This is a genomic window from Devosia soli, from assembly GCF_000970455.1.
GTDB classification, from domain to species: Bacteria; Pseudomonadota; Alphaproteobacteria; order Rhizobiales; family Devosiaceae; genus Devosia; species Devosia soli.
In genome coordinates this window covers 170703-191863 of the sequence record NZ_LAJG01000048.1, presented here as the reverse complement: position 1 = coordinate 191863, position 21161 = coordinate 170703, and the positions used below count along the sequence as shown (strand labels likewise).

Annotated in this window: 19 protein-coding genes; 5 read left to right on the top strand and 14 right to left on the bottom strand. The window is 63.2% G+C overall.

Annotated features, from left to right (window positions below; translation table 11 throughout):
- Positions 1–44 precede the first annotated feature (44 nt).
- Entirely contained in the window at positions 45–305 is a 261-nt protein-coding gene (locus VW35_RS19440; protein ID WP_046144742.1) for a spike base protein, RCAP_Rcc01079 family, read from the top strand.
- Entirely contained in the window at positions 305–2221 is a 1917-nt protein-coding gene (locus VW35_RS19435; RefSeq protein WP_046144741.1) for an SGNH/GDSL hydrolase family protein, read from the top strand. The genes VW35_RS19440 and VW35_RS19435 overlap by 1 nt, the downstream gene beginning before the upstream one ends.
- Here VW35_RS19435 and VW35_RS19430 read toward each other — a convergent pair.
- From VW35_RS19430 to VW35_RS19390, 9 genes are all read right to left on the bottom strand, one after another.
- Positions 2154–2762: an LbetaH domain-containing protein gene (locus VW35_RS19430; protein WP_083983053.1), complete on the bottom strand. Its 609-nt coding sequence runs from the start codon at positions 2760–2762 to the stop codon at positions 2154–2156. The two genes, VW35_RS19435 and VW35_RS19430, sit on opposite strands and share 68 nt — an antisense overlap.
- Positions 2759–3841, bottom strand: coding sequence for a glycosyltransferase (locus VW35_RS19425; protein ID WP_046144740.1), 1083 nt, complete (start codon positions 3839–3841; stop codon positions 2759–2761). Before VW35_RS19425 ends, VW35_RS19430 begins: the two co-directional genes overlap by 4 nt.
- On the bottom strand, positions 3838–4971 hold the full coding sequence (locus tag VW35_RS19420) for a hypothetical protein (RefSeq protein ID WP_046144739.1): 1134 nt from the start codon (positions 4969–4971) through the stop codon (positions 3838–3840). Before VW35_RS19420 ends, VW35_RS19425 begins: the two co-directional genes overlap by 4 nt.
- Complete coding sequence (locus tag VW35_RS19415) at positions 4968–5534, bottom strand: acyltransferase (protein ID WP_052951882.1); 567 nt, start codon at positions 5532–5534, stop codon at positions 4968–4970. The genes VW35_RS19420 and VW35_RS19415 overlap by 4 nt, the downstream gene beginning before the upstream one ends.
- Entirely contained in the window at positions 5531–6745 is a 1215-nt protein-coding gene (locus tag VW35_RS19410) for a hypothetical protein (protein ID WP_152662669.1), read from the bottom strand. The genes VW35_RS19415 and VW35_RS19410 overlap by 4 nt, the downstream gene beginning before the upstream one ends.
- Positions 6742–7998 carry a WcaI family glycosyltransferase gene (locus VW35_RS19405; RefSeq protein ID WP_046144910.1) on the bottom strand — a complete coding sequence of 419 codons (1257 nt, stop codon included), beginning with the start codon at positions 7996–7998 and terminating at the stop codon, positions 6742–6744. Before VW35_RS19405 ends, VW35_RS19410 begins: the two co-directional genes overlap by 4 nt.
- 277 nt (positions 7999–8275) lie before the next feature.
- On the bottom strand, positions 8276–10273 hold the full coding sequence (locus tag VW35_RS19400) for a methyl-accepting chemotaxis protein (RefSeq protein ID WP_046144737.1): 1998 nt from the start codon (positions 10271–10273) through the stop codon (positions 8276–8278).
- Positions 10274–10480: 207 nt separating this feature from the next.
- On the bottom strand, positions 10481–11200 hold the full coding sequence (locus VW35_RS19395; protein ID WP_046144736.1) for a copper homeostasis protein CutC: 720 nt from the start codon (positions 11198–11200) through the stop codon (positions 10481–10483).
- Complete coding sequence (locus VW35_RS19390; protein WP_046144735.1) at positions 11197–12108, bottom strand: ROK family protein; 912 nt, start codon at positions 12106–12108, stop codon at positions 11197–11199. Before VW35_RS19390 ends, VW35_RS19395 begins: the two co-directional genes overlap by 4 nt.
- A gap of 124 nt (positions 12109–12232) precedes the next feature.
- Here VW35_RS19390 and VW35_RS19385 point away from each other — a divergent pair, with 124 nt between their 5' ends.
- Positions 12233–13453: a TIGR03862 family flavoprotein gene (locus tag VW35_RS19385; protein WP_161796951.1), complete on the top strand. Its 1221-nt coding sequence runs from the start codon at positions 12233–12235 to the stop codon at positions 13451–13453.
- Here VW35_RS19385 and VW35_RS19380 read toward each other — a convergent pair.
- Together VW35_RS19380 and VW35_RS19375 are read right to left on the bottom strand one after the other, a co-directional pair.
- On the bottom strand, positions 13428–14177 hold the full coding sequence (locus VW35_RS19380; protein ID WP_046144733.1) for a cytochrome c oxidase assembly protein: 750 nt from the start codon (positions 14175–14177) through the stop codon (positions 13428–13430). The two genes, VW35_RS19385 and VW35_RS19380, sit on opposite strands and share 26 nt — an antisense overlap.
- A gap of 65 nt (positions 14178–14242) precedes the next feature.
- Entirely contained in the window at positions 14243–16120 is a 1878-nt protein-coding gene (locus tag VW35_RS19375; RefSeq protein WP_052951881.1) for an ABC transporter ATP-binding protein, read from the bottom strand.
- 117 nt (positions 16121–16237) lie between these two features.
- Between VW35_RS19375 and VW35_RS19370 the strand changes: the two genes are divergently transcribed.
- On the top strand, positions 16238–16606 hold the full coding sequence (locus VW35_RS19370; protein ID WP_046144732.1) for a VOC family protein: 369 nt from the start codon (positions 16238–16240) through the stop codon (positions 16604–16606).
- 54 nt (positions 16607–16660) lie between these two features.
- On the opposite strand, the gene VW35_RS19365 is transcribed toward VW35_RS19370, so the two are convergent.
- The 3 genes from VW35_RS19365 to ilvA form a co-directional block, all read right to left on the bottom strand.
- Positions 16661–17362 carry a pyrimidine 5'-nucleotidase gene (locus tag VW35_RS19365; protein ID WP_046144731.1) on the bottom strand — a complete coding sequence of 234 codons (702 nt, stop codon included), beginning with the start codon at positions 17360–17362 and terminating at the stop codon, positions 16661–16663.
- A gap of 75 nt (positions 17363–17437) precedes the next feature.
- A complete protein-coding gene (locus VW35_RS19360; protein WP_152662668.1) occupies positions 17438–18673 on the bottom strand; it encodes a hypothetical protein in 1236 nt (411 codons plus the stop codon).
- 180 nt (positions 18674–18853) lie between these two features.
- Positions 18854–20371, bottom strand: a complete 1518-nt coding sequence (gene ilvA, locus VW35_RS19355; RefSeq protein ID WP_046144908.1) for a threonine ammonia-lyase, biosynthetic — start codon at positions 20369–20371, stop codon at positions 18854–18856.
- A 172-nt stretch (positions 20372–20543) separates the two neighbouring features.
- Here ilvA and VW35_RS19350 point away from each other — a divergent pair, with 172 nt between their 5' ends.
- Positions 20544–21158: a TetR/AcrR family transcriptional regulator gene (locus VW35_RS19350; protein WP_052951880.1), complete on the top strand. Its 615-nt coding sequence runs from the start codon at positions 20544–20546 to the stop codon at positions 21156–21158.
- The last annotated feature ends 3 nt before the right edge of the window (positions 21159–21161 follow it).

Genomic DNA, 21161 nt, shown 5'->3' with positions numbered 1-21161 from the left:
AACCCCGCTCCTAGACTGGGTGCATCGCATCAAGGGAGCCGAGCATGGCCGATATCTTTTCCTCGTTTGCAATGAATCTTGCCGCGCCAGCGGCTGGTGCCTTTGCCATTTCGCCCAACAATGCCGCGGTATTCGATCAGCCGACGCGGGCCGTCTATGTCGGCGGCGGTGGCACGCTCGAAGTCGAGATGCTGGGCGGCGGGACGATTACCTTCGAAGGCCTCTCCGCCGGCGCCCTCCTGCCGATCCGCGTCGTCCGCGTGCTGACCGGCACGTCGGCAGCTTCGCTTATCGGGCTTTACTGATGGTGGGCATTGCGGCTGGACTCGGCCTCCGGCAAAAAATCAAAGGCGACAGCGCCGTCAGCCAGGCTTGGCTTGATGCCGATTACGGCGCCGGGCAGTTCCGTCATGCGGGCCGACGTTACGCCGATGAAGCGCAGTTTCGTTCGGCGATCGGCGCCACGGTTCCGGCCGCGGGCCATCTCATCATCGGGCCCTATGTAAGCCCCGGCGCGCGCGAACTCCTCAGCGATGGCAGCTTCGCCGCCGGGTCCCTCGCCGACTGGACAGGGGTTGGCAGTTCCCTTTCGCTTGCTTCAGGGGCGCTGCGGGTCACCGGCAGCGGTGGCAATGGTTCGGGCGCCTATCGAACAATCGCAGGGCTTATTTCTACCGCCGGCCGCGCCTATCGCCTTACCGCCAATGTCTGGCGCGAAACGGCATCCAATGCAGCGCTCGGTTTCGGTGCCGCGGGCGCCGGCACGGCGAACTATGCGCAAACGGCCAATCTGACCAATGTAGCCCCGGCGCCGGTGACGCTTTATTGCGGCGGGTTCAGCCCGGGCAATGCGTCCATCGCCCTGCGCCATCAGGTCAACCCATCGAGCGGCAGCTATTGCGTCGACGACCTCTCGCTCCGCGAAGCCGTGCCTTATGCCGGGTTTACCCCGGGCGCTCTCTGCGGCATCGTCGAGGCGGTGACGCCCGCAAGCGGTGGTAGTGGAGGCATCGTCTTCCAGGCCGATGACAATGCAGAATTCAACGGCAACTGGTTCGAGCGCAATTTCATCCGGCTGATCTGGGACGCGAGCCAGCATCTGCGCTTCATCGTTTCTTTCGGCGGCAGCGGCATGCAGGTCGAACAGGTCAATCTCGACCTCGGCATCGTCGCCGCCAATACCCGCTTCTCCGTCGGCTTTGCGGCGCGGGACGGTCTTTGTATTGCAGGTCTTCTGGGCCAGGGCATGTCGCGTGCGAGCACGGGCATCTTTCCAGGCCTCGCCGCCATCCGGCTCGGCCGCGGCCGCTCGATCGCCACTGGCCTTTGGGCCGGCAGCATCAGCCGGCTCCGGCTTTTTGCCGGCATGCTCGACGAGGAAGATCTCGTTGCGCAGATGGCGGGCAATGGTGCGGTAGCCTGGGGCGATAGTCTTACGGCTGGTGCTGGCGCAACCGGCGGCAGCACCGGCAGCTTTACCTATCCCATGGTCGCGCAGGCACTTTTCACTCCGCCCCGCGCCGTGCTGCGCCATGGGTTGGGTGGGCAAACATCGACGCAGATTGCCGCGCGCATGAATGCGGTGCCCATCACGGTGACCCTGGCGGGCAATGCCATCCCGGCCTCGGGCTCGGTGGCGGTGACGCAGAAATCGATCAATGTCCTCACCAATTCCGGCACGTTTTCGGGCACGCAACGCGGGGTTCTGGCCGGCATTCCAGGCGTCATGAGCACGGATGCCTCCGGCAATTGGAGTTTTAGCCGCAGTTCACCCGGCGTTGTCGTGCCGGTCCAGGCGGGCACGCGGTTCTTCTGCGCCTGGGGCAAGTCGCTTCGCGGCATGACGGCATGGCTCTGGCTCGGCCGAAACGGCGCGCAATCGGGTTACTCCGTGACCGCGGATATCGCGGCAGCCGTCGCTTCGCTTTCGCACACGCGTTTTCTCATCGGTGCCATCCTGCCGAGCGCTGCCGATACGCCCGGAGGCATTGCCAGCCTTGCTTCGCTCAATGCCCAGCTCGCCGGACTATATGGCGTGCGGTTCGTCGATCTGGTCGCGGCCCTGAAGGCCAAGACCAATGGATCGCCGGAAGACACCAGCGATATTGCGGCCGGCTATATCCCGCGCTCGCTCCGGTCGGATCACCTCCATCTCAATGATGCGGGATATGCAGAAGTGGCGCGGGCCTTTCAGGCGGCGCATATGGCAATGGGCTGGTAGGCAAGTTGTCGTCCATCTCCCGCCGCCGCAGGTATTTTGCGGGATTGCCGATATAGACCGACCAGGCGGCGAGGTCGGAAAAGGCGACGGCTCGAGCGCCGAGCACCGCACCATCGCCGACCGTGACGCCGGGGCCGACCATGGCCCCGGCGCAGATCCAGGCATCGACGCCGATATGGATGGGCCGCAAGATCAGGGGCAGGCCCCGCCGGTCGATGTCGTGACTGCCGCTGATCAGGTGCGCATACTGGGACACGATGGCATTGCGGCCGATATGGATCGGCGCCTGACAATAGATCACCGTATCCCAGCCGATGACCGCGCCTTGATCGACCTGAAGATTTGGGGGATACCAGATGCACGCCGTGCCGTAGATCCGCGCGCCTTGCCCGACCTGCGCCCCGAATAGACGCAGCAGCCACAGCCGCCAGGCATGAAGCGGCGCCGGGGTCCAGCGCGCAAGCACAGCCCAGGTCACCATCCACAGGGCCCGGAAGAGACGGTGACGCAGCGGAAAATGGGACGCGGCAAGTCGTGTCATGGGGCTGGTCCCTCGAGAATAGCAGAGTAATGGTCGAGCATGCGGCGGGCGATGCCAGGCCAGAGAAACGCCTCGGCGGCTTCCCGGGCTTTGGCGCTGCGCCGCGCCTTTTCGCTGCCGGTCATCGCGCGCAATCGCTCGAGAACGCCGGCAAAATCGGAAAAATCGGCTTCCATGCGGATCGAGATGTCGTTGGCAAAGAGTTCCGGCAGGTGACAGGCCTCGGTGAGGATGGGAATTGACCCCGCCGCCAAGGCTTCAAGCGCGGCCATCGGCAGCCCTTCGCTGAGCGAGGGCAGGATAAAGAATTCTGCTGTTGCAAGCGCCTCGGCCTTGGCTTCGTCATGCACTCCGCCGGCGAAGCGGACGCGCTGTTTTCCCTGACAGCGGGCCGCGACCTGCGCTTCATAGTCCGCCGCTCCCCACCCGGCGATCGTCAGCTTGAGGCTCTTGCCATGGGTCTCCCAGGCGTCGATCAATTTCAGAACCTGTTTCTTTTCGTGGAGGCGTCCCAGGAACAGAGCGCCCTTGCGCGCCGGCGATCGGCCCGGCGCGGCATGGATGCCATTGGGCACAGTAAAGACGCGGTCGCTGAGGGTGGGCATGAAGGCCCTGACGCAATCGGCCTCGTGCGCGGAGAGTGCATGAACGTGCGCACGCGCCAGCATGGGACGCTCGAAGAGGGCGGCGTGGCCGTGTTTCACCAATGGCTTACGCTGGAGAATCCATGGGTCGAGCATGCCGCGCGGGGAGACCACCAGCCGCGTGTTCTTCGAGGCAAACCGGCCATAGATCGAGCTTGCCGACCAGATGCCGTGGATATGGAGGATATCGGGCTCGAGCCGGGTGATCGCGCCCAGAATATCCGGCGAGAACCCATAGCGCTGTCGGCCGAGGGAATGACCGATGAGGCTAAGATCGCCCCAGACGTGCCTTTCGTCGGCAAATCCTTTTTCCGTTCCACCCACCACGGTGATCTCGGCGCCAAGGCCTGCCATGCCCCGCGCCAGCCCAGACACCGAGTGGTAGAGGCCCCCACCGGAGCGGCCGAGGCGAGTGGAATAATGGACGACCCTCATGGTGCAGCTCCCAGGACGCTGCGGCGCCGATGGGCCAGCATCCACAGGCTCAGCACGAGGGCAAAGGCACAGGTTTCGCTGCCGACAAAGATCAGGGGCTGATCCGTGCCCGTTGCCAGAATGAGGCCGGCCGATCCAAGCACCACGACCGCACCGAGCCCGGCAAGGCCAAGGTCATGGCGGTCGACGACTTGAAAGCTGTAGACGGCGGTTGAGGAGAGTTTTTCTCCGATCTGCCAGGCAATGATCGCGAGGAGGGGCAGGGGGCTGAGGCCAAGTCGGAAAGCCATGAGCGCGAGAAGCATGCTGCCGCCGAGGGCGATGATCCCTTGGCCCCAAAGGCTGAGGCGCATCGATCGATCGGTCCCCCGCTGCAGTTCGGCGCGGCGCAGATAGGCGACGACGATGCCGGAAGCGTTGAAGAGCTGCTTGCCATAAACGATCAGCGCGGCCGTCGGACCGGCAAAACTGCTGCCGAGAACGAAGAGCACCATGCGCCCATAGATCTGGCCGATCCCGTTGGCGGCCATGAGCGAACAGATTTCGCGCAAGGAGTCGCGCGCCGCCGATAGCGAAGTGAGACGGCTGCGCCGGCGAAAGCGCAGGTGGACGGCGGCATAAATGAGGCTCGACCACAGGGCGCACTGGCCGGCGATCACGGCATCGATGGTACCCCAAAGAACCGCGCTCGCCGCCAGTGGCAGCATCCAAAGGTTCTGCAACAGCATGCTGGCAGATTGCAAACGCCGTTGGTCGAGGTCGCCATCGAGAAAGGGCAAGCGCAGGAGCAATGCTGCGGCGCAAAAGGGTAGCATCGCTGCCGTCCCGGCCGGGTCCCACAGCCAGGCAACAGGCAGGAGTGACGCGAGAAGGCCGAGAACGCTGAGACGATAGGCGAGGAAGGCGGTCCTGATGGCGGCCTCGCTGTGCCGCAGCCGTATGAGACCGGGCGCGAGGCCGGAATTGCCGTCGAAGGCAAAGAAGAAGAGCGCCAAAAGGCCTCCATACCTGGCAAGGGGCAGGATGGCGTCCGCCTTCCCGGCAGCGACCAGCCAGGTCTGAGCCAGAAACAGCGCCGCGGCCGGCAAGGCTGCCAGCATTGCGCCATAAAGATGCCCGCCCCGCCTCATGGCCGTATCCGATGGAGGCGCGCCGGCGTGCCGAAGGCGATGCCGCGCGGCGGGACGTCGGCATTGACGAGGCTATGCGCCCCGATCACCGCATGGTCGCCCACCGTCACGCCGGGAAGGATGGTCACCTGACGGCCGATCCAGACATTGGCGCCAATGACGATCGGGCGCGTCTCGAACCCACTCTCAAGGATCGGCACATCCGGATCGAGCCGGTGGTCGCTGTCGAGAATGCTGGTGTGGTCGCCGATGCGCGTGCCGCCGCCAATGCTCACCGCGCGGCGCGCAGAAAGGGTACATCCCTTATTGATGGACACATCCGGCCCGACGGTGATCCGGCCGCCTTCAGCAACGGCAAGGCTGACGCCGTGCCCCAAATAACTGCGGTCGCCGATTGCCACCGTGCCGGTGACGCCAGGGCAATGGATGGTGCCAGCGAAGGTGACGCCATGGCCAAAGTCGACCCAGGCGAGATAGACACGGCGATACCAGAGCGCCCGCACCGCGCCGAACAGGCGATCGATCCCTTTGGTCAGATAGTGTCCCGGCCGATAAGCACTCATATCGCCGGCCTCCGCATCGGCAGAGGAGCGCGAATGAAGAGGCCGGAGAGACCCGCGACCAGCAGGATATCGAGACGGAAGATCGAGGTATCGAAGCCGCCGCGCAGCGTGAAGATGGCAAGAAGGGGCAGGAGGCTGACGACCAGCGCCTGCGTCAGCGGCCGCAGGGCGACGAGGCGGCGATAGCCATTGTCGAGCGCGGCAAGTGCTCCACCGAAGGCGAGCCCGATGGCGGCAACGCCAATCATGCCGCCGACGACAAAGGCCTCGCCCGCAAGGCCCGGCGTCAGTCCGCCCAGCGTGTCCCGCGCTTCCATCAGGCGCAGGGCACGGCTCAATTGCAACGGCTTTTCGGGAAAAACCGCGCGGGGCACGATCTGGAGCAGCGTGTCGGCGTAAAGCGCCGTTCGCGTGCCGAACTCTTCGACGAAACGGGCGCAGAGGGCATAGCCTTCGAGCAATGAGACCTGCGCCGCCATGAGGCGAAGCGTGTCGATCAAGCCGATGGTTTCTCCCTGCAAGGCCAGACGAAAGCTGAGCGTCAGGGTTGCGAGCGCCATCAGCATCAGACCGGGAAGGGCGAGCGCCATAATGCGCACCCGCCTATGGGCCAGGAAGACGAGCGCAAAGGACATGGCGCTGATTGCCAGTTGCGTCCGCCCGCCGAGCAGCCAGAAGACCAGCAGGACAAAGCCGATCGAGACGAGAGGCGGCTTGGCTCGGCCTGTCGCCGCAAAGACGCAGAGAACGGTTGTCGTCAGTGCGGCAAGGCAAGCGGTGGCGTAAGTTAGCGAGAACAGGAAGCTATCCACCGGCAAGCGCAGAAAACCGGTATGCGCAAAGCCGAAGATGCCGCCCGGTGCGGAAAGTAGCAGAATCCCGAGGATGGCAAGAACCATATGATGCAGGCCAACAGGCGGGGCAAGCAATGCGTCGTACGCTGCTTCCATCGGTCTCGAGCGGGCAAAGAGGTTATAGCCGCTCAACCACGCAAGGCTCGCGATCAGCGCGATGGTTGCAACCGTCATGTCCTGGGCTTGAAGGGTCGCCGAAATTCCGGCCCTGCTCCGCGAAAGCTCGATGAGCGGCCAGGCGTGAGACGCCAGGATTGTACCAGAAAGAAGGATCAGCGCCGGCCGTCGCGTGGCAAGACCTGCGAGCAGAGCCGCAGCACCAAAGCCAATGAGCAAGAGCGCATAAAGGAGCATCATAGCGGCTCGCCCACCAGGGCCACGAGCTTTTGCTGGGCTGAAACCGCGACTTCGATATCGGCAGCAAATCCTGCAAGGATAGTGGGACCATCCCAGCGCGCTTCGGCCCGGCAGCGGCCCGCGGCGCCCAATTTCTGCGCCAGAAGCGGGTCGTCGCAGAGCTCGCCTATGGCTTTGGCCAGAGCTTCAGCATCGCCAGGCGGCACGGCAATGCCGCATCCGGCGATCTCGTCAAAGAGCCCCGTTCCGATAGCGGCAGTCGCAATGACCGGGCGTCCAGAGGGCAGCATGTTGGGCAATTTGCTCGGCAGGACGAGATCGGCTGCCCCGGCGATCTGGGGCAGAACATGAACCGTTGCAAGGGAGAGCAGGTCGCCCAGCCTTTCCGTCGGCTGCAGGTCCTGAAACCGGATATTGTCGAGGACTCGCGCCAGGGCTTCAAGCTCTCCCCGATAGGGACCGTTGCCGCAAACGACGAAGGTCAGGTCCCTGCGCCCCTTAAGGCGTCGCGCCGCCTCGACGATGAGGTCAAGACCCTGCTTGCGTCCCATGGCGCCTGAATAAAGCGCGACGTGTGGCGTCTCTATCTGCCAGAGATCGCGATAAGAGGAACGTTCTTGCCCGGCACGAATGGCAGCAAGCTCGGCCCAATTCCGGTGTTCCGAAATGCGTTCGGCGGCAACGCCCTTGCTCAAGAGACGCCGGCACATGGCGGGCGAAATGCTGCTGACGCGGTCAAAACTCTGCAGCAGCCGCTTTTCGATCGTGCCGAGGATTTTTGCTATCAACGGCCTGCGCGAAACGAGTCCGGTTGCCATGGCCGCCTCAAGTTCGAAATCCTGCACATGGAGCCAGCTCCGCGCGCCAGAAAGCTGCGCGGTCATCAGGACAAGAGGCGCAGCCAGAAGGCTTGGCGCAATGGCAATGACGCAATCTGGCCGCCACGAAATGGCGCTCGCCAGCATGTGTGGCAGCGCTGCAAGGGCAAAGGTCAAGTGTTGGATGAGACGTCCGCGGCCGGTCGGCTTTTGGGGAATAACGTGCGGTACCCGCAAGATCTCCGCAGTGCCGCGGGTTTCCTTTGTCCACCCCCGATAGCCCGGCCTGCTTGACCAATTGGGGTAATAGGGTTGCCCGGCGACGACGCGCACCTCATGGCCGCGCGAGGCAAGAGCATCCACAAGCCCGGTCGTGTAGCGCGCGGTGCCGATCGGTTCAGGCGCATAGTTAAGCCCGAGCAGCAGGATCCTCATGACGAGGCAGCCGCGCAGCACCTTTTCTGCCAAACTCTGAGCATATTGAACCCTCCCACAGACGCTTAAGTCTTTTTCCGAAGGGCCTTGGGGTCAATGCTGATAAAGTGGCGTCAGCACTGGGAATTTAGGTATTTTTTACGATATCGACTTTGCTTTGATAGTTTTATTGTTAAATCGCGGATGCATTGAATTGAAATGACGGAATAAATTGCAAAAGAAACGGCGCCACTCGAGGGGAGGGCGCCGCTTTTGCTGTTCGTTAGAGGCTAGCTGATCAGAATTCGTCCCAATCGGCGGCGACGGCAGCATTGCCATGGCTGAGATATTGCACCTTGGCCGCCTTTGGCGCCGGCGTGCTCTTGCGCGTCTGAGGCTTGTCTTGGTCGATGTGTCCATCCTTGAGGCGGAACACGTCGACGATGGTGTCGAGTTCGTTGGCGCGCGCTTCGGTCTGCTCGATCGCCGCGTTGGTTTGCTCGACCAGAGCCGCATTATGCTGGGTCATCTCGTCCATCTGGCGAACGGCAACCGTCACTTCGTCGATAGCCTGCGCCTGCTGGCCGCTTTCGCGGGCAATCTCGGCCATCATCGCGCTATTGGCACGCAGGGCCTCGAGCATGGTGCTGAGCTTTCCAGCTGCATCAGAAACGAGGCGGGCACCGCCATCGACTTCGCGCGCACTCTGCTCGATCAGCGCCTTGACGTCCGAGGACGCTTCGGCGGCGGATTGGGCGAGGCGCCGCACTTCGACGGCAACCACTGCAAAGCCCTTGCCAGCTTCGCCCGCCCGCGCCGCTTCCACCGAAGCGTTGAGCGCCAGAAGATTGGTCTGGAAGGCAATGTCGTCGATCATGCCGATGATGTTGGAGATCTTTTCCGAGGCCGTGGTGATGCGGCCCATGGCGAGTGTTGCTTCATCCATCACGGCGCCGCTTTCGACTGCCGATTGAGTGACGGCTTCCGCGGTGGTGCTGCCGCGCTGAGCGCGCTTGGCGTTTTCGGTCACCGTGGCGGCAAGTTGCTCCATCGTTGCCGAGGTTTCTTCGATCGTTGCAGCCTGGCGCGTGGTGCGCTCGGAGAGATCGTTGGCGCCAGCCAGGATTTCGCCGGTCGCAACCTTAACGCCACGCGAGGTGGTGCGAAGGCGGGTGACCACATCGGTCAGCGTATCGGCCACCCGGTTCATATCGGTCTGAAGCTCGAGGAAAGCGCCCTGGTGGGTGCCTGTCATCCGCTGCGTCAGATCGGTATCGGCAAGGGCCGCCAGCACCGAGCCGGCATCTGCGAGGCCTGTCTGGACGCTCGAAACCATGGCGTTGAAGTTGCGGGCGATGCGGGTGATGTCCTCGTCCTCAAAGCGCGTGGTGATCGAGCGGCTGAAGTCGCCGGCCATCGCGGCTTCGACCACGTCGTCGAATTCGGCTTGGAAGATTTCCATGGTCTTGGCGCGGGCGCCAGCGCGCAGGGCCGCGGCCTGTTCCTGGGCCGTCATGGCGGCGATCTTGATGCCATTGTCCTTGAAGACCTGCACGGCCTGGGCCATTTCGCCGATTTCGTCGGCGCGGTTACCGCCCGGGACTTCGGTCTCGAACTTGCCTTCGGCGAGATCGCGCATGGCGCCGGTCAACTTGCCGATCGGCCGGCTGAGTTGTGCCGAGCCGAGATAGAGCGCGGCAGCAGCGCCCAGGAGAATGCCGATGCCGGCCGTACCGAGCATCAGAAGCCGCATGGTATTCTCGAAGCCGACGATTTCGTTCTGGATTGTCTGGTAGCGCTCGAGATCGGCTGCGACGATGCCGTCGATTTCGGCCTGGAAGGCCTTGCGGTTAGCGCGGTTGTCTTCGTTATTGCCCTGAGCGTTGGCGTCGGCGGGAGAAACGTTCTGGCCAAGGCGAGCAGTTTCGGCTCGGAACGTGCGGAACTCGGCAGCCTTGGCAGCCATGGCTTCGAAGGGCGCGAGGTTCTCGGCCTCGATCAGCGGGCGCCATTCGGCGATGACGCGATCGATATCATCGAGGCGGGCAAGGATGCCTTCGGCAAACTGGCCGGCCTTCTCGGTATCGGCGGCGGCGTATATGCCGCGCGACTCCATGACCACGGCCGTGACGAGCCGGTTCATGGTCTCGCCATAGAGCGCGCGCTTGGAGGAATTATCGAGCCGGCTGATCTGATGATCGTATTCGGCCACGACATAAAGACCAATGCCGGTGATCAGCGCCGCAACGACGCCCATGATGCCGACGATAGACAATACTTTGCCGCGGATGCGCATGCGACAGAACCCTTTTCAGTCTTTGACCGTGGGGTACGGCCAAAATTGGTACGCGCCTCATTCATTCGACCGCAAAGCAATGCTCGTTATCGTCGCGAATTCGGTGGTCTGTCCGGGAATATGCGGCTTTTCCTCTTAATGTATGGTGAAACTTCTCTAAACTGCCTAAGTTTTCGGCAGTTGTCGTCTCGGCGGATACTTGGCGAATTATTTCTTTGCCATGGCGAGTTTAAGTGCGCGGACGAGGTCTGCGTCGGTCTCGCGACGACCCTGACTTGTGAAGCCAAGCGCCGCCGCGTGCGTATTTTCCGGCGCGGCCGGGCGCGAGCAGGAGCCGTGAATGGCGCCAAGGGGCGCAGCTTCCAGAAGCGATTCGACATTGGCCGCGCTGATGCCCGCGCCGGCCATGATGCTAATCCGGCCAGAGGCGATCCGACACGTTTCCGCAAGATCTGGAAGCCCAAGCGGTGCGGAGGTCCGGCGGCCCGAGGTGAGGATCGTGTCGAAGCCGAGCGCGATGGCCACTTCGACAGCTTCGCCAAGATCGGGGACGAGGTCGAAGGCGCGGTGGAGGGTGAGCTTGAGGCCTGCGGCTGTCTCGACCAGCGCTGAGAGAAAGTCGCGATCGAGCCGTCCATCCGGGCGGCTGGCGCCGAGCACGACGCCTTCAAGGCCATAGTGCCGTGCCGCGGCGATGTCGGCCTTCATCATGGCAAGATCATCGGGGCCAAAAAGAAAGTCGCCGCCGCGGGGGCGGATCATTGCGCGAGCGGTGACGCCTGTCTCGGCAGCGAGTGCCATCAGGCCCGGGCTTGGCGTCAATCCGCCGAGTTCGAGAGACGAGCAGAGCTCGATCCGGTCGGCGCCTCCCGCATGGGCCGCAAAAAGGCCCGCGGCCGTATCGACGCAGACTTCGAGAAGGGTCATGGCCTCGCTCCCAATCCAAGCGCTGCGGCACCGATCAATCCGGCATCGGCCGTCAGCTGGGCCGGCACGACGAGAGGACGATCGAGACGGCGCAGGATGCGCGGCCGCACCGCGGCGTCGAGCCGGGCGATCAGTTCGGCACTGTTGCCGAGCCCGCCACCCACGGGAATGATATCGGGCCCGACGATGTTGACGACGAGCGCGAGGGGAAGGGCGATAAGTTCGATGAAGGCATCAATGGTCACGGAAGCGGCGCCATCGCCCGCGCGCCAGGCTGCGACAATGTCGGTGCTGGTGCGATCGAGGCCATGAATATGCCGGTGCAGCCGCTCCATGCCGCGGGCGCCGCCGACGGTATCGAGGCAGCCGGCAAGCCCGCAGCCACAGGCAAAGTGCGGCAAATCGAAGGGTGGCACGCGCAGCTTGGTCGCGACAATTGTACCGTGACCCCATTCGCCGCCAAGACCACCGGCCCCCGGATGGAGCCTGCCGTCGACGACGATGCCGCCACCGACGCCCGTGCCAAGGATGGCTCCGAACACCACGCGATGGCCGCGACCCACGCCAGCCGTTGCTTCGGCGAGCACGAAGCAATCGGCGTCGTTGGCGACGAGAACCTTGCGCCCCAGCATTGCGCTCAATTCGTCCGCGAGAAGTCTGCTATCGATGCAGGGAATATTGGCGCAGGTAACGCGGCCGCCTGCGGGATCGACGACCCCGGTCACGGAGATGGCAACAGGCGCATCGTCCTGCGCGCCGCCTTGCGCCACGAGGTCGGCGATGGCGGCGGTAAAGGCGGCATAATCATCCCGCGGCGTGGGCACGCGGCCGAGCATGGTCAATAGGCCGGGGGCAGTCGCGGTGGCGGCCTTGATCGTCGTGCCGCCAATATCGAAGCTTGTGATCATGGGTTTGCTGGATTGGACGAGGTCGCGTCAGCCGTACCAGCCGCTGCGCCGCTTTGCCACTGCCTTGCGGGGCCGGCGCGAAACGGACTAATGATCGCCACTGCCTCTGGCGCTGGAGAAGAGTGTGTCGCATGAGCTTGCCATTATCGGGGGCGGACCGGCCGGGCTGATGGCGGCCGAGGTTCTGGCCGGAGCGGGCCATGCCGTTACCGTCTTCGAGGCCATGCCCACCGCTGGGCGCAAGCTGCTGATGGCCGGCAAATCCGGCCTCAACATTACCCATTCCGAAGATCATTCTTTGCTCCTCTCCCGCTATGGTTCGGCTGAGGATACGCTCCGTTCGGCGCTCGATGACTTCACCGGCGAGGATCTGCGCCAATGGTGCGCCGGCCTCGGCATCGAAACCTTTGTCGGCTCGTCCGGCCGCGTGTTTCCCACGGCGATGAAAGCTTCGCCGCTCCTTCGCGCCTGGCTCGCCCGGCTCGATGGCCTTGGCGTCATCATCCGCACCCGCCATCGCTGGGTGGGCTTTGAGGACGGTGCGCTCAAATTTGAAGCGCCGGAGGGCGCCTTCACCGCCAGATTCGATGCCGTCCTGCTGGCTCTTGGCGGGGCCAGTTGGCCAAGGCTCGGGTCCGACGCTGCCTGGGTGCCGTGGCTCGAGCAAAAGGGTGTTGCCATCGCGCCGTTCCTCCCAGCCAATTGCGGTTTCGAGGTTGCGTGGAGCCCGACGTTCGTCGAGCGCTTTGCCGGCGCGCCGGTCAAGTCGGTTACGGCGACGAGCCCCATCGGCACGACGCCCGGCGAATTCGTGGTCAACCGCTGGGGCATCGAGGGCAGTCTCGTTTACGCCCATTCCGCCCCCTTGCGCGATCGGCTCATCGAGGGACATGCCGCAAGTTTCGAGATCGACCTGATGCCGGGCCGCAGCCTTGAGCGGCTCGAAAGGGACATCGCGCGTCAGCCGGCAAAGCTCAGTCTTTCCAATCGCCTCCGCAAGGGGACGGGGCTCGATCCGGTCAAGGTCGGGCTCCTGCGCGAGGCTTTTGCCGATCTTGCGAGGTTCGATCCGCAAAAACTCGCCGGGGCGATCAAGCGCCTTCCCATCGCTCTCGAGCGCACGCGGCCGATCGCAGAAGCCATTTCGTCCGCCGGCGGCATATCGCTCGAAGCCATGGACGAGCGGTCCATGCTCAAGGCGCTGCCGGGCGTCTTTGCAGCCGGCGAAATGCTCGATTGGGAAGCCCCAACCGGCGGGTACCTGCTGACGGCCTGCCTTGCCACCGGGCGTGCGGCCGCCTCGGGCATGCTCGGATTTCTCAGCGAAGGGCAGCCTTCGGCGTAAGGCTGACAAGGCCCAAGAGCCTCCAGACTAGGACAGCCATCAAGGGCAGGTTTGCCGGCACCCACATGATGACACCGGCCATGCGCTGATCATCGACCGGCAAGAGGCCGAAAGCCTCGCTGGTCAGGAGATGCGGCAGATAAAGCGGCTCCGGCGCGAAGACGAGCAGGGCGCCGAGAAAGCCCATCTGGATCGCACTCAACAGCGCCACGAGCCCGGCTGCCATCGCCGCTTCGCTGCGCAGCAGTCCCGCCCAGAGCCAGGTAAAACTCGAAAGCAGGCTCGCCTGCATCAGCCAATAGATGGCCGGATGCGAAAAGGCCGAGGCATAGGCGAGCGGGGTGTGCCAGGCCCATAGCGCAATGGTTGACAGCGCCAATGCCGGCGCGAGGCGCCAGCGTCTCGCCCATTCGGGTGGCAAGGCAAAGGCCAGCAGCGGCGCGACAACCATGGTGAGCGCAACGTGATGGCTGACCCGGGCGGAAAAGAGCGCGACCGTCAGGGCGCAGATCGGGGAAACGAACAGCGCTGCCGCAAGCGTCCAGGCGCCGGCGAAAGCCAGTTGCCTGCCGCGATCGGCATGGCGAAGGGCGAAAAAGCCGAAACCGGCGACAAGAACCAGGCCCATGAGCAAAACCGGATCCCCATTCCAGCGGCCCATGAGATCAGCCGGCGAGGGCGGTGCGCCGCAATAGCTCATGTCGAAGGAAAATCTCGGTTCCATGCCCCGGTCCGCTTAATGCTCGCTTTTAAAGCGCAACGCCACAAGTGTGCCAGCGTTCCGCCGGTTTAGCGATAGCCGGCGGCTTGCAATTCGAAGAGTTCGGCATAGCGCCCATTGCGCGCCAAAAGCTCCTCGTGCGTACCGGCTTCGAGAATGGCGCCGTGTTCCAGCACGAGGATGCGGTCGGCCATGCGCACGGTCGAAAAGCGGTGCGAGATGATGACGGCGGTCTTGCCGCTCGCGAGCCCCTTGAAGCGGGCGAACACTTCGGCCTCCGCCTTGGCGTCGAGCGCCGCTGTCGGCTCGTCGAGGATGATCAGCTCGGCATCGCGCATATAGGAGCGGGCAATGGCCATTTTCTGCCATTCGCCGCCTGACAGATCGCGCCCCTGCTTGAAGAGGCGACCCAATTGCTGGTCATAGCCCTTGGGTAGCTTGGCGATGACGCTATCGGCAAGGCTTTGCTCCGCCGCCTGGTCGATCCGGGCCTGATTGTCCTTTTGATCGACGCGTCCCACCCCGATATTGTCGCGCGCGGTAAAGCTGTAGCGGATGAAATCCTGGAAGATGACGCCGAGATGGGCGTGGATATCGGCAGGCGCCATGTCCTTGAGGTCGATGCCATCGACGGTTATGCGACCTTCGCTCGGATCGTAGAGCCGCGCCAAAAGCTTGACTATGGTGGTTTTTCCCGCCCCATTCTCGCCCACCAGCGCCAGCGTCTCGCCGGCCTTGAGGGTGAAGGAGAGATTGCGGATCACCCAGTTGTCGGTTTCAGGATAAAGAAAACCGACATTTTCAAAGCGGATGCCCTCGCGGATCGGCGCGGGAAAGGGCTTTGGATTGGCCGGCGCCAAAACGGTGGGCTCGATCTCGAAAAATGAAAAGAGATCGTCGAGATACATCGATTGGCCGGCAATGGCGGTGAAGCCGAGCAGGATCTTTTGGAAGAGGCCGTTGAGCCTGAGGAAGGAGCCGGAAAGAAAGGCGAGGTCGCCGATGGTGAATTCTCCGGTCACCGTGCGCCAGACGATGAAGGCATAGGCCGCGTAATAGGCAAGGGTCGAGATGGCGGCAAAGACTGCGCCCCAGCCGTTGCGCAGAATGGCGATGCGGCGGTTTTCAAGAAAAATGCCATGGGCAAGCTTGCGGAAGCGCTCGATCAGAAAGCCGCCAAGGCCGAAAAGCTTGATCTCCTTGGCCGTCTCGGCGCTGGCGCCGATATAGCGCAGATATTCGAGCTCGCGCCGCTCGGGCGTGCGCCAGCGGCTCATCATGTAGGCGAGCGTATTGAACCGGGTTTCTCCCCAGATCGAGGGCACGAAACTCAGCGGCAAAAGTAGGATCAGCCAGGGGGCATAGACAAAGAGGCCGGCGGCCAGCGTCATCACGGTGATGATGTCTTGCGCCTGGCCGAAAAGCTGGCTCAGGAGCGCGTTGCGTCCCGCAGCCTGCCGTCGGGCCCGTTCGAGACGATCCTGATACTCGGCGGATTCGAAATGCATGAGGTCGAGCCGCGCCGCGTGCCCCATCAGTTCGATGCTGACCTGGTTGGAATGCAGCTCGGAAAGGATGGAATCGACCAGTCCGGTTGCCCGTCCGATGATGTCATTGGCCAGCACCAGCGCCATTTCAAGGGCGAGTAGGATCAGGATGGTGTTGAGTTGACCTGCATTCCACCAGTCGATCGCATTTGGTCCTGGTGGGGTGATGGCGGTCAGGCGCACCACTTCATCGACGATCAGCTTGGCCGCATAAAGCACCGCGATCGGCTGCAGTGCCGCGAAAAAACGGAGACCAATGCTGGCTGCGGTCAGCGGCCGGCTGGTGCGCCAGATCTGGGCCACAAGGCGCCCGAGATGGCGCAGGTTCTCGAGCCGTTGCTTGAAGGTCGGGGAGCGTTCGGGAATGGGCGGCGGAACGCGCCCGGGCAGGTCGGTCATGACCTATAGATAGCGCCACCCGTGCCCGGCGCAACATAAGTCTCGGTAATGTGGTCGTTTTGTCGGGGCAACTTGCATGTCGACACCCGCGTTTCCTGCGAGAAACGGGAGGTTGTGATGCTCAAGGACAAGGACAGCGCCGCTATCGTCGCGGTCAAGGATATCGGGCGGGCCCGGCAGTTCTATCGCGACGTGCTTGAACTCGAATTGGCGCAAGACGGCGACCAGGTGTTGGAATTCAGGACCGGAAAGACGACGCTTGTCGTCTATGTTTCCGAATTTGCCGGCACCAATCAGGCCAATGCCGTTGTGTGGGGAGTCGGCGACGAAATCGAGAGCATCGTGACCCGTCTTGCTGGCAAAGGCATCACGTTCGAAAGGTATGACGGCATGGACTTTGCCGACGGCATTCACCGCGCCGGGGATTTCGCCATGGTCTGGTTCAAGGACCCTGACGGCAATATCTTGCACCTCAACAACATGTAGTTGCATTCGGCTAGCCGGCGGGCGTCCCCGCCTTAAAGCCGGTTCGCCAAAGCGTCAGCGGAGGTTGCGCAAAAAGCCCGCGAGATCGCCCGTCACGTGGTGCACATGCGGTCCGGTCGTGCGGCCGAGCTCCCAGGCCTCGACCTGTTCATGCGCGAATTCCGGTCCAGCCACCACCTGCACGGTCGACATGCCAACCTCGTGCGGCACGACGAGGTTTTTTTCGAGGTCATCGAACATGGCGGCCGACTTGGGATCGATGCCGTGACGGGCAAAGAACCCGTCATAGGCTGCACGATGCGGCTTGGGCACATAGGTCATGGCGCGGATGTCGTAGACGCCCTCGAAGAGGTCGCCGCCGCCGAGCCGGCCCAGCACATTATGTGCGTGGCTGACATCGCCATTGGTGAGAATGAACTTGCGGCCGGGCAGGGCGCGGATAGCCTCGACAAGATCGGGATGCGGCGCAACCGGGGCATAGTCGATCGCATGAACCGTGCTCAGGAAATGGTCCGGGTCGATCTTGTGCTGGGTCATCAGGCCGTTCAACGTCGTGCCGTAGTCCCGGTAATAGGTTTTTTGCAATTGCCGCGCCGCGTCGAATTCGAGACGCGTCACATTCATCACATATTGGGTGATGAGCATGTCGATCTGGGCAAAGAGATTGCATTCACGCGGATAAAGAGTGTTGTCGAGGTCGAACACCCAATCGGTGATGTGGCTCAGGCTCGGCGAAAGGGAAGACGTGCTGATCATGGGGACATTCTGCCCCAAATGTGTTGAGGCTTCCTAGCGATGGCGGGCCCCTTGGGAAGGGCCCGCCATGCCTGATTATTCTGCGGCGGGCTGGTTGGCGTTGACCGCGAGGCCGACGGCCGAGATGAGACCCGCCGGATTGGCGGCGGCGGCGCTGAGCACGAGCAGGGTCGTCGGGCTTGCCGGCTTGACGGCAATTTCGATGCTCTGCGGATCGTCGAGGAAGGCGTTGACGGCCGGGACGACGAGGTCGGTCAGTTCCTTGACGCCAGCCTGGCCGATCAATTGCGGCGCCATGGCCTTGAGGCCTTCGACGAACTGGGCCCGATCGGTACCCGACTGGGCGGCGAACATGTCGAGCAGCTTGGGCGCAAGGCCTGCATCGTCATAGCGAATGCTGGAGCCCGTCAGCGTCAGGGCCTGGAGCAGTTCCATCCCCACCATCATCTGCTGGGCTTGAGCCTCTTCGCTGGTGGCGTCGGCGCTGGCGCTTTCAAGCGCCGAAATCTTGTCGAGCACTGCCGGGGTGAAGCCGGAAATGTCCGCCTTGAAATCGATGGCGCCGACATCGGCAAAGTCGAACAGGAACTGGTCGACCACGAGATGGCCGTCCTTCATGCCCCAGGTCATGGACTGGTTGATGTCGCCCTTGATCTGCTGCAACCCGAGCGCTTCAATGACCGGACCGGCCTGCGGATCTTCCGCAGCCATGGCGGTGAGATCGGCCCAGATGCCGCTGACCGAGAAGGTCGAAGCGATGTTTTCGAGGGCGTCTTCGGCGTCGTAGGTGAATTCGTTGACCGCCTCGATCGCGTCGATCGCGAGGAAATCGGCGCCGTTGCGGGTGATCTTGAGCGGGCCGGTGGTCAGGCTGCCGACGGCTTCGAGAAGCGCGGTGGTGTTGATCTTGTCTTCGGGCGGCAGGTAGATATCGGTGGCGCTGATATCGGTCAGTGTGAGGCGGCCGACCGGATCCTGGGAGAATTCGGTGTCGATATCGGGAACGGTCATCGCTTCAGCGGTGAAACCGCCGTCATCGGCATCGGCGACGCCAGTAAAGGTCAGCTCGGTGTCGATCTTCCAGGGTTCGCCTTCCATGCCGGCAACGGTCACGGTGGCGCCATCGACGGTGACGGTGTCGCCATCAAGGGTGGCAGGACCGAAGGCGATGTCGTAGCCGCCGAGCTTATAGACTGCTGCAATGCGATCGACGAACGTCTGCGCCTCGACGGCCATGGCCGGCTGCATCAGCGCAAGCGTGGTCATGGCGGATGCCAACATCAGGCCGTGAATCTTCGTTGTTCTTGTCATGGTCTGCGTCTTCCTTGACGGTTGTGAACGGGCGCGGAACTGACAGTTAAACCCCCCGCGATCCCTGGTTAGGATTGCCCCTCGGGCTTGGAGTGCAATCGTTGTGCGGCAGAATTGCGTCCGCCCTTCTAGCGATGCTTTATTTCGCCATGATGTCGAACCCGCTTTACCCAAATCGGTTCAATTTGTTTCAAGAAATTGCCGATAGGCCGGATTTTGCGTTTCGTCCCAATAGGGAAAGCCGATGGCGTCGATATGCGCATAGAAGTCGGCGCGGGTTTCGGCGGGCACCTGGATGCCCACGAGCACGCGGCCATAATCGGCGCCGTGATTGCGGTAGTGGAAGAGCGAGATGTTCCACGCGTCATTGAGCCCCTCGAGGAACTTGAGAAGCGCGCCCGGCCTTTCGGGAAACTGGAAGCGGAACACCAGTTCATCGGCCAGCCCGCTGACCCTGCCGCCCACCATGTGCCGCACATGCAGCTTTGCGACCTCGTTGTCCGTCATGTCGGTGACGCCGAGCCCATTGGCGGTCAGCACATCGATGATCTCGTGCTTTTCGGTGTCCCCGCGCGTCAGTTTGACGCCGACAAAGATATGTGCGGCGCTGCCATGGGCGTAGCGATAGTTGAATTCGGTGATGGCACGGCGCCCGAGAAGGCGGATGAAGGCGCGATAGCTGCCCGGCGCTTCGGGGATGGTGACGCCGAGCAGCGCTTCGGCCCGCTCGCCGATCTCGGCGCGTTCGGCAACGTAGCGCAGCCGGTCGAAATTGACATTGGCGCCCGAATTGACGGCGATGAGACTGCCCTTGGGCGCCGTGCCGTTCTCGATATCGCGGCGGAGCCCGGCGAGCGCCAGCGCCCCGGCCGGTTCGGCGATGGCGCGCATGTCGTCGAAGATATCCTTGATGGCGGCGCAGATTTCGTCGGCGGTGACGGTGACGATATCGTCGAGGAGATCCCGGCATAGCCTGAACGTCTCCTCGCCCACCTGCCGCACGGCGACGCCATCGGCAAAAAGGCCCACCTGGTCGAGCGGTACGGGGTGGCCCGCCGCAATAGCCGCCTTCATGCTCGCGGCTTCCTCGGGCTCGACCCCGATGACGCGAATTTCGGGCCGCAGGAACTTGACGAAGGCCGCGATGCCCGCTGCGAGCCCACCGCCGCCGACCGGCACATAGATGGCGCCGATATCGCCCGGATGCTGGCGCAAAAGTTCCATGCCGACCGTGCCCTGGCCGGCGATCACGTCTGGATCGTCGAACGGGTGCACGAACACATAGCCGTGCCGTTCCGCCAGCCCTGCCGCATGCGCGCGCGCCGCGTCGAACCCGTCGCCAAACAGCACCACCTCGCCCCCGAGGCGCTTGACCGCGTTGATCTTGATTTCCGGCGTCGTCGTCGGCATGACGATCACCGAGCGCACGCCGAGCCGCGTTGCCGAAAGCGCCACGCCCTGCGCATGATTGCCCGCCGAAGCGCAAATGACGCCGCGCGCCCGCTCTTCCGCCGTCAGGTGGCTCATCCGGTTGTGCGCGCCGCGGATCTTGAACGAAAAGACCGGCTGCAGATCTTCGCGCTTCAGCAGGATTTCCTGGCCAAGGCGCTGGGAGAGCAGCGTCATCGGATCGAGCGGGGTTTGCTCGGCCACCTCATATACCGATGAGGTCAGGATCTTGCGGACATAGTCGGTCATGGCAGGCTCCGGAAAGTGCGCCTGATGGACGCCTGCTGACATCAAATGTCAACGTTCCGATGCATGTCGGCGGCATGCAATTTGGGCATGGGGGCAATTCTCAATCAAATGATTGATTGATAAATTGCGCTGCTCTATTGAAACCGCCACCTCAATTCAACCGGCATTCCGCATGCGTCCCGAGCAGGCCCATTCTCCCAAGCGCGAAAGCGGCGACGAACGGCGCGCCGCCGTTGCCGAGGCAGCGCGCGCCATCATCATCGAGAAGGGGCTCGAAGGCCTGCGCACCCGCGATATCGCCGAGCGCGTCGGCATCAATATCGCAACGCTCCATTATCACGTGCCCACCAAGGAAGCGCTGGTCGCGCTCGTTGCCGAATCCCTCCGCGATGATTTCAAGGCCCAGGCGCTGCGCCACCCCAAGGCCGGGCTCAACGGCGCCGATCAGCTGCGCCAGGAGTTCAACGAGTTCCGCGAGATCGTTGCCGAGATGCCCGAGCTGATCGGCGTCCTCAGCGAACTCGTCGATCGCGCCCGGCGCGACAAATCCATCGCCGACATCATCCTGCCGATGCAGGCCTATTGGACCGAGCAATTCGCCACGGTCTACCGGCTCGGCATCGCGGATGGGTCCTTCCGTAACACCATCGATCCTGCAGCCGCTGCCGTCATCACCACCGCAGCCCTCTACGATTGCTGGCGCCCGCATCGACGCGATCAACTCGACGGCGTTTTCGCCGAGCTTGAGCGCGCCTTTTCCAATCCGTCTCATGCCTCACAAGGATAGTTC

Excerpts from the sequence above, each read along its gene's own strand:
- VW35_RS19440 (WP_046144742.1), top strand. The coding sequence starts at position 45 with ATGGCCGATATCTTTTCCTCGTTTGCAATGAATCTTGCCGCGCCAGCG.
- VW35_RS19435 (WP_046144741.1), top strand. The coding sequence starts at position 305 with ATGGTGGGCATTGCGGCTGGACTCGGCCTCCGGCAAAAAATCAAAGGC.
- VW35_RS19430 (WP_083983053.1), bottom strand. The coding sequence starts at position 2,762 with ATGACACGACTTGCCGCGTCCCATTTTCCGCTGCGTCACCGTCTCTTC.
- VW35_RS19425 (WP_046144740.1), bottom strand. The coding sequence starts at position 3,841 with ATGAGGGTCGTCCATTATTCCACTCGCCTCGGCCGCTCCGGTGGGGGC.
- VW35_RS19420 (WP_046144739.1), bottom strand. The coding sequence starts at position 4,971 with ATGAGGCGGGGCGGGCATCTTTATGGCGCAATGCTGGCAGCCTTGCCG.
- VW35_RS19415 (WP_052951882.1), bottom strand. The coding sequence starts at position 5,534 with ATGAGTGCTTATCGGCCGGGACACTATCTGACCAAAGGGATCGATCGC.
- VW35_RS19410 (WP_152662669.1), bottom strand. The coding sequence starts at position 6,745 with ATGATGCTCCTTTATGCGCTCTTGCTCATTGGCTTTGGTGCTGCGGCT.
- VW35_RS19405 (WP_046144910.1), bottom strand. The coding sequence starts at position 7,998 with ATGAGGATCCTGCTGCTCGGGCTTAACTATGCGCCTGAACCGATCGGC.
- VW35_RS19400 (WP_046144737.1), bottom strand. The coding sequence starts at position 10,273 with ATGCGCATCCGCGGCAAAGTATTGTCTATCGTCGGCATCATGGGCGTC.
- VW35_RS19395 (WP_046144736.1), bottom strand. The coding sequence starts at position 11,200 with ATGACCCTTCTCGAAGTCTGCGTCGATACGGCCGCGGGCCTTTTTGCG.
- VW35_RS19390 (WP_046144735.1), bottom strand. The coding sequence starts at position 12,108 with ATGATCACAAGCTTCGATATTGGCGGCACGACGATCAAGGCCGCCACC.
- VW35_RS19380 (WP_046144733.1), bottom strand. The coding sequence starts at position 14,177 with ATGGAACCGAGATTTTCCTTCGACATGAGCTATTGCGGCGCACCGCCC.
- VW35_RS19375 (WP_052951881.1), bottom strand. The coding sequence starts at position 16,120 with ATGACCGACCTGCCCGGGCGCGTTCCGCCGCCCATTCCCGAACGCTCC.
- VW35_RS19370 (WP_046144732.1), top strand. The coding sequence starts at position 16,238 with ATGCTCAAGGACAAGGACAGCGCCGCTATCGTCGCGGTCAAGGATATC.
- VW35_RS19365 (WP_046144731.1), bottom strand. The coding sequence starts at position 17,362 with ATGATCAGCACGTCTTCCCTTTCGCCGAGCCTGAGCCACATCACCGAT.
- VW35_RS19360 (WP_152662668.1), bottom strand. The coding sequence starts at position 18,673 with ATGACAAGAACAACGAAGATTCACGGCCTGATGTTGGCATCCGCCATG.
- ilvA (WP_046144908.1), bottom strand. The coding sequence starts at position 20,371 with ATGACCGACTATGTCCGCAAGATCCTGACCTCATCGGTATATGAGGTG.
- VW35_RS19350 (WP_052951880.1), top strand. The coding sequence starts at position 20,544 with ATGCGTCCCGAGCAGGCCCATTCTCCCAAGCGCGAAAGCGGCGACGAA.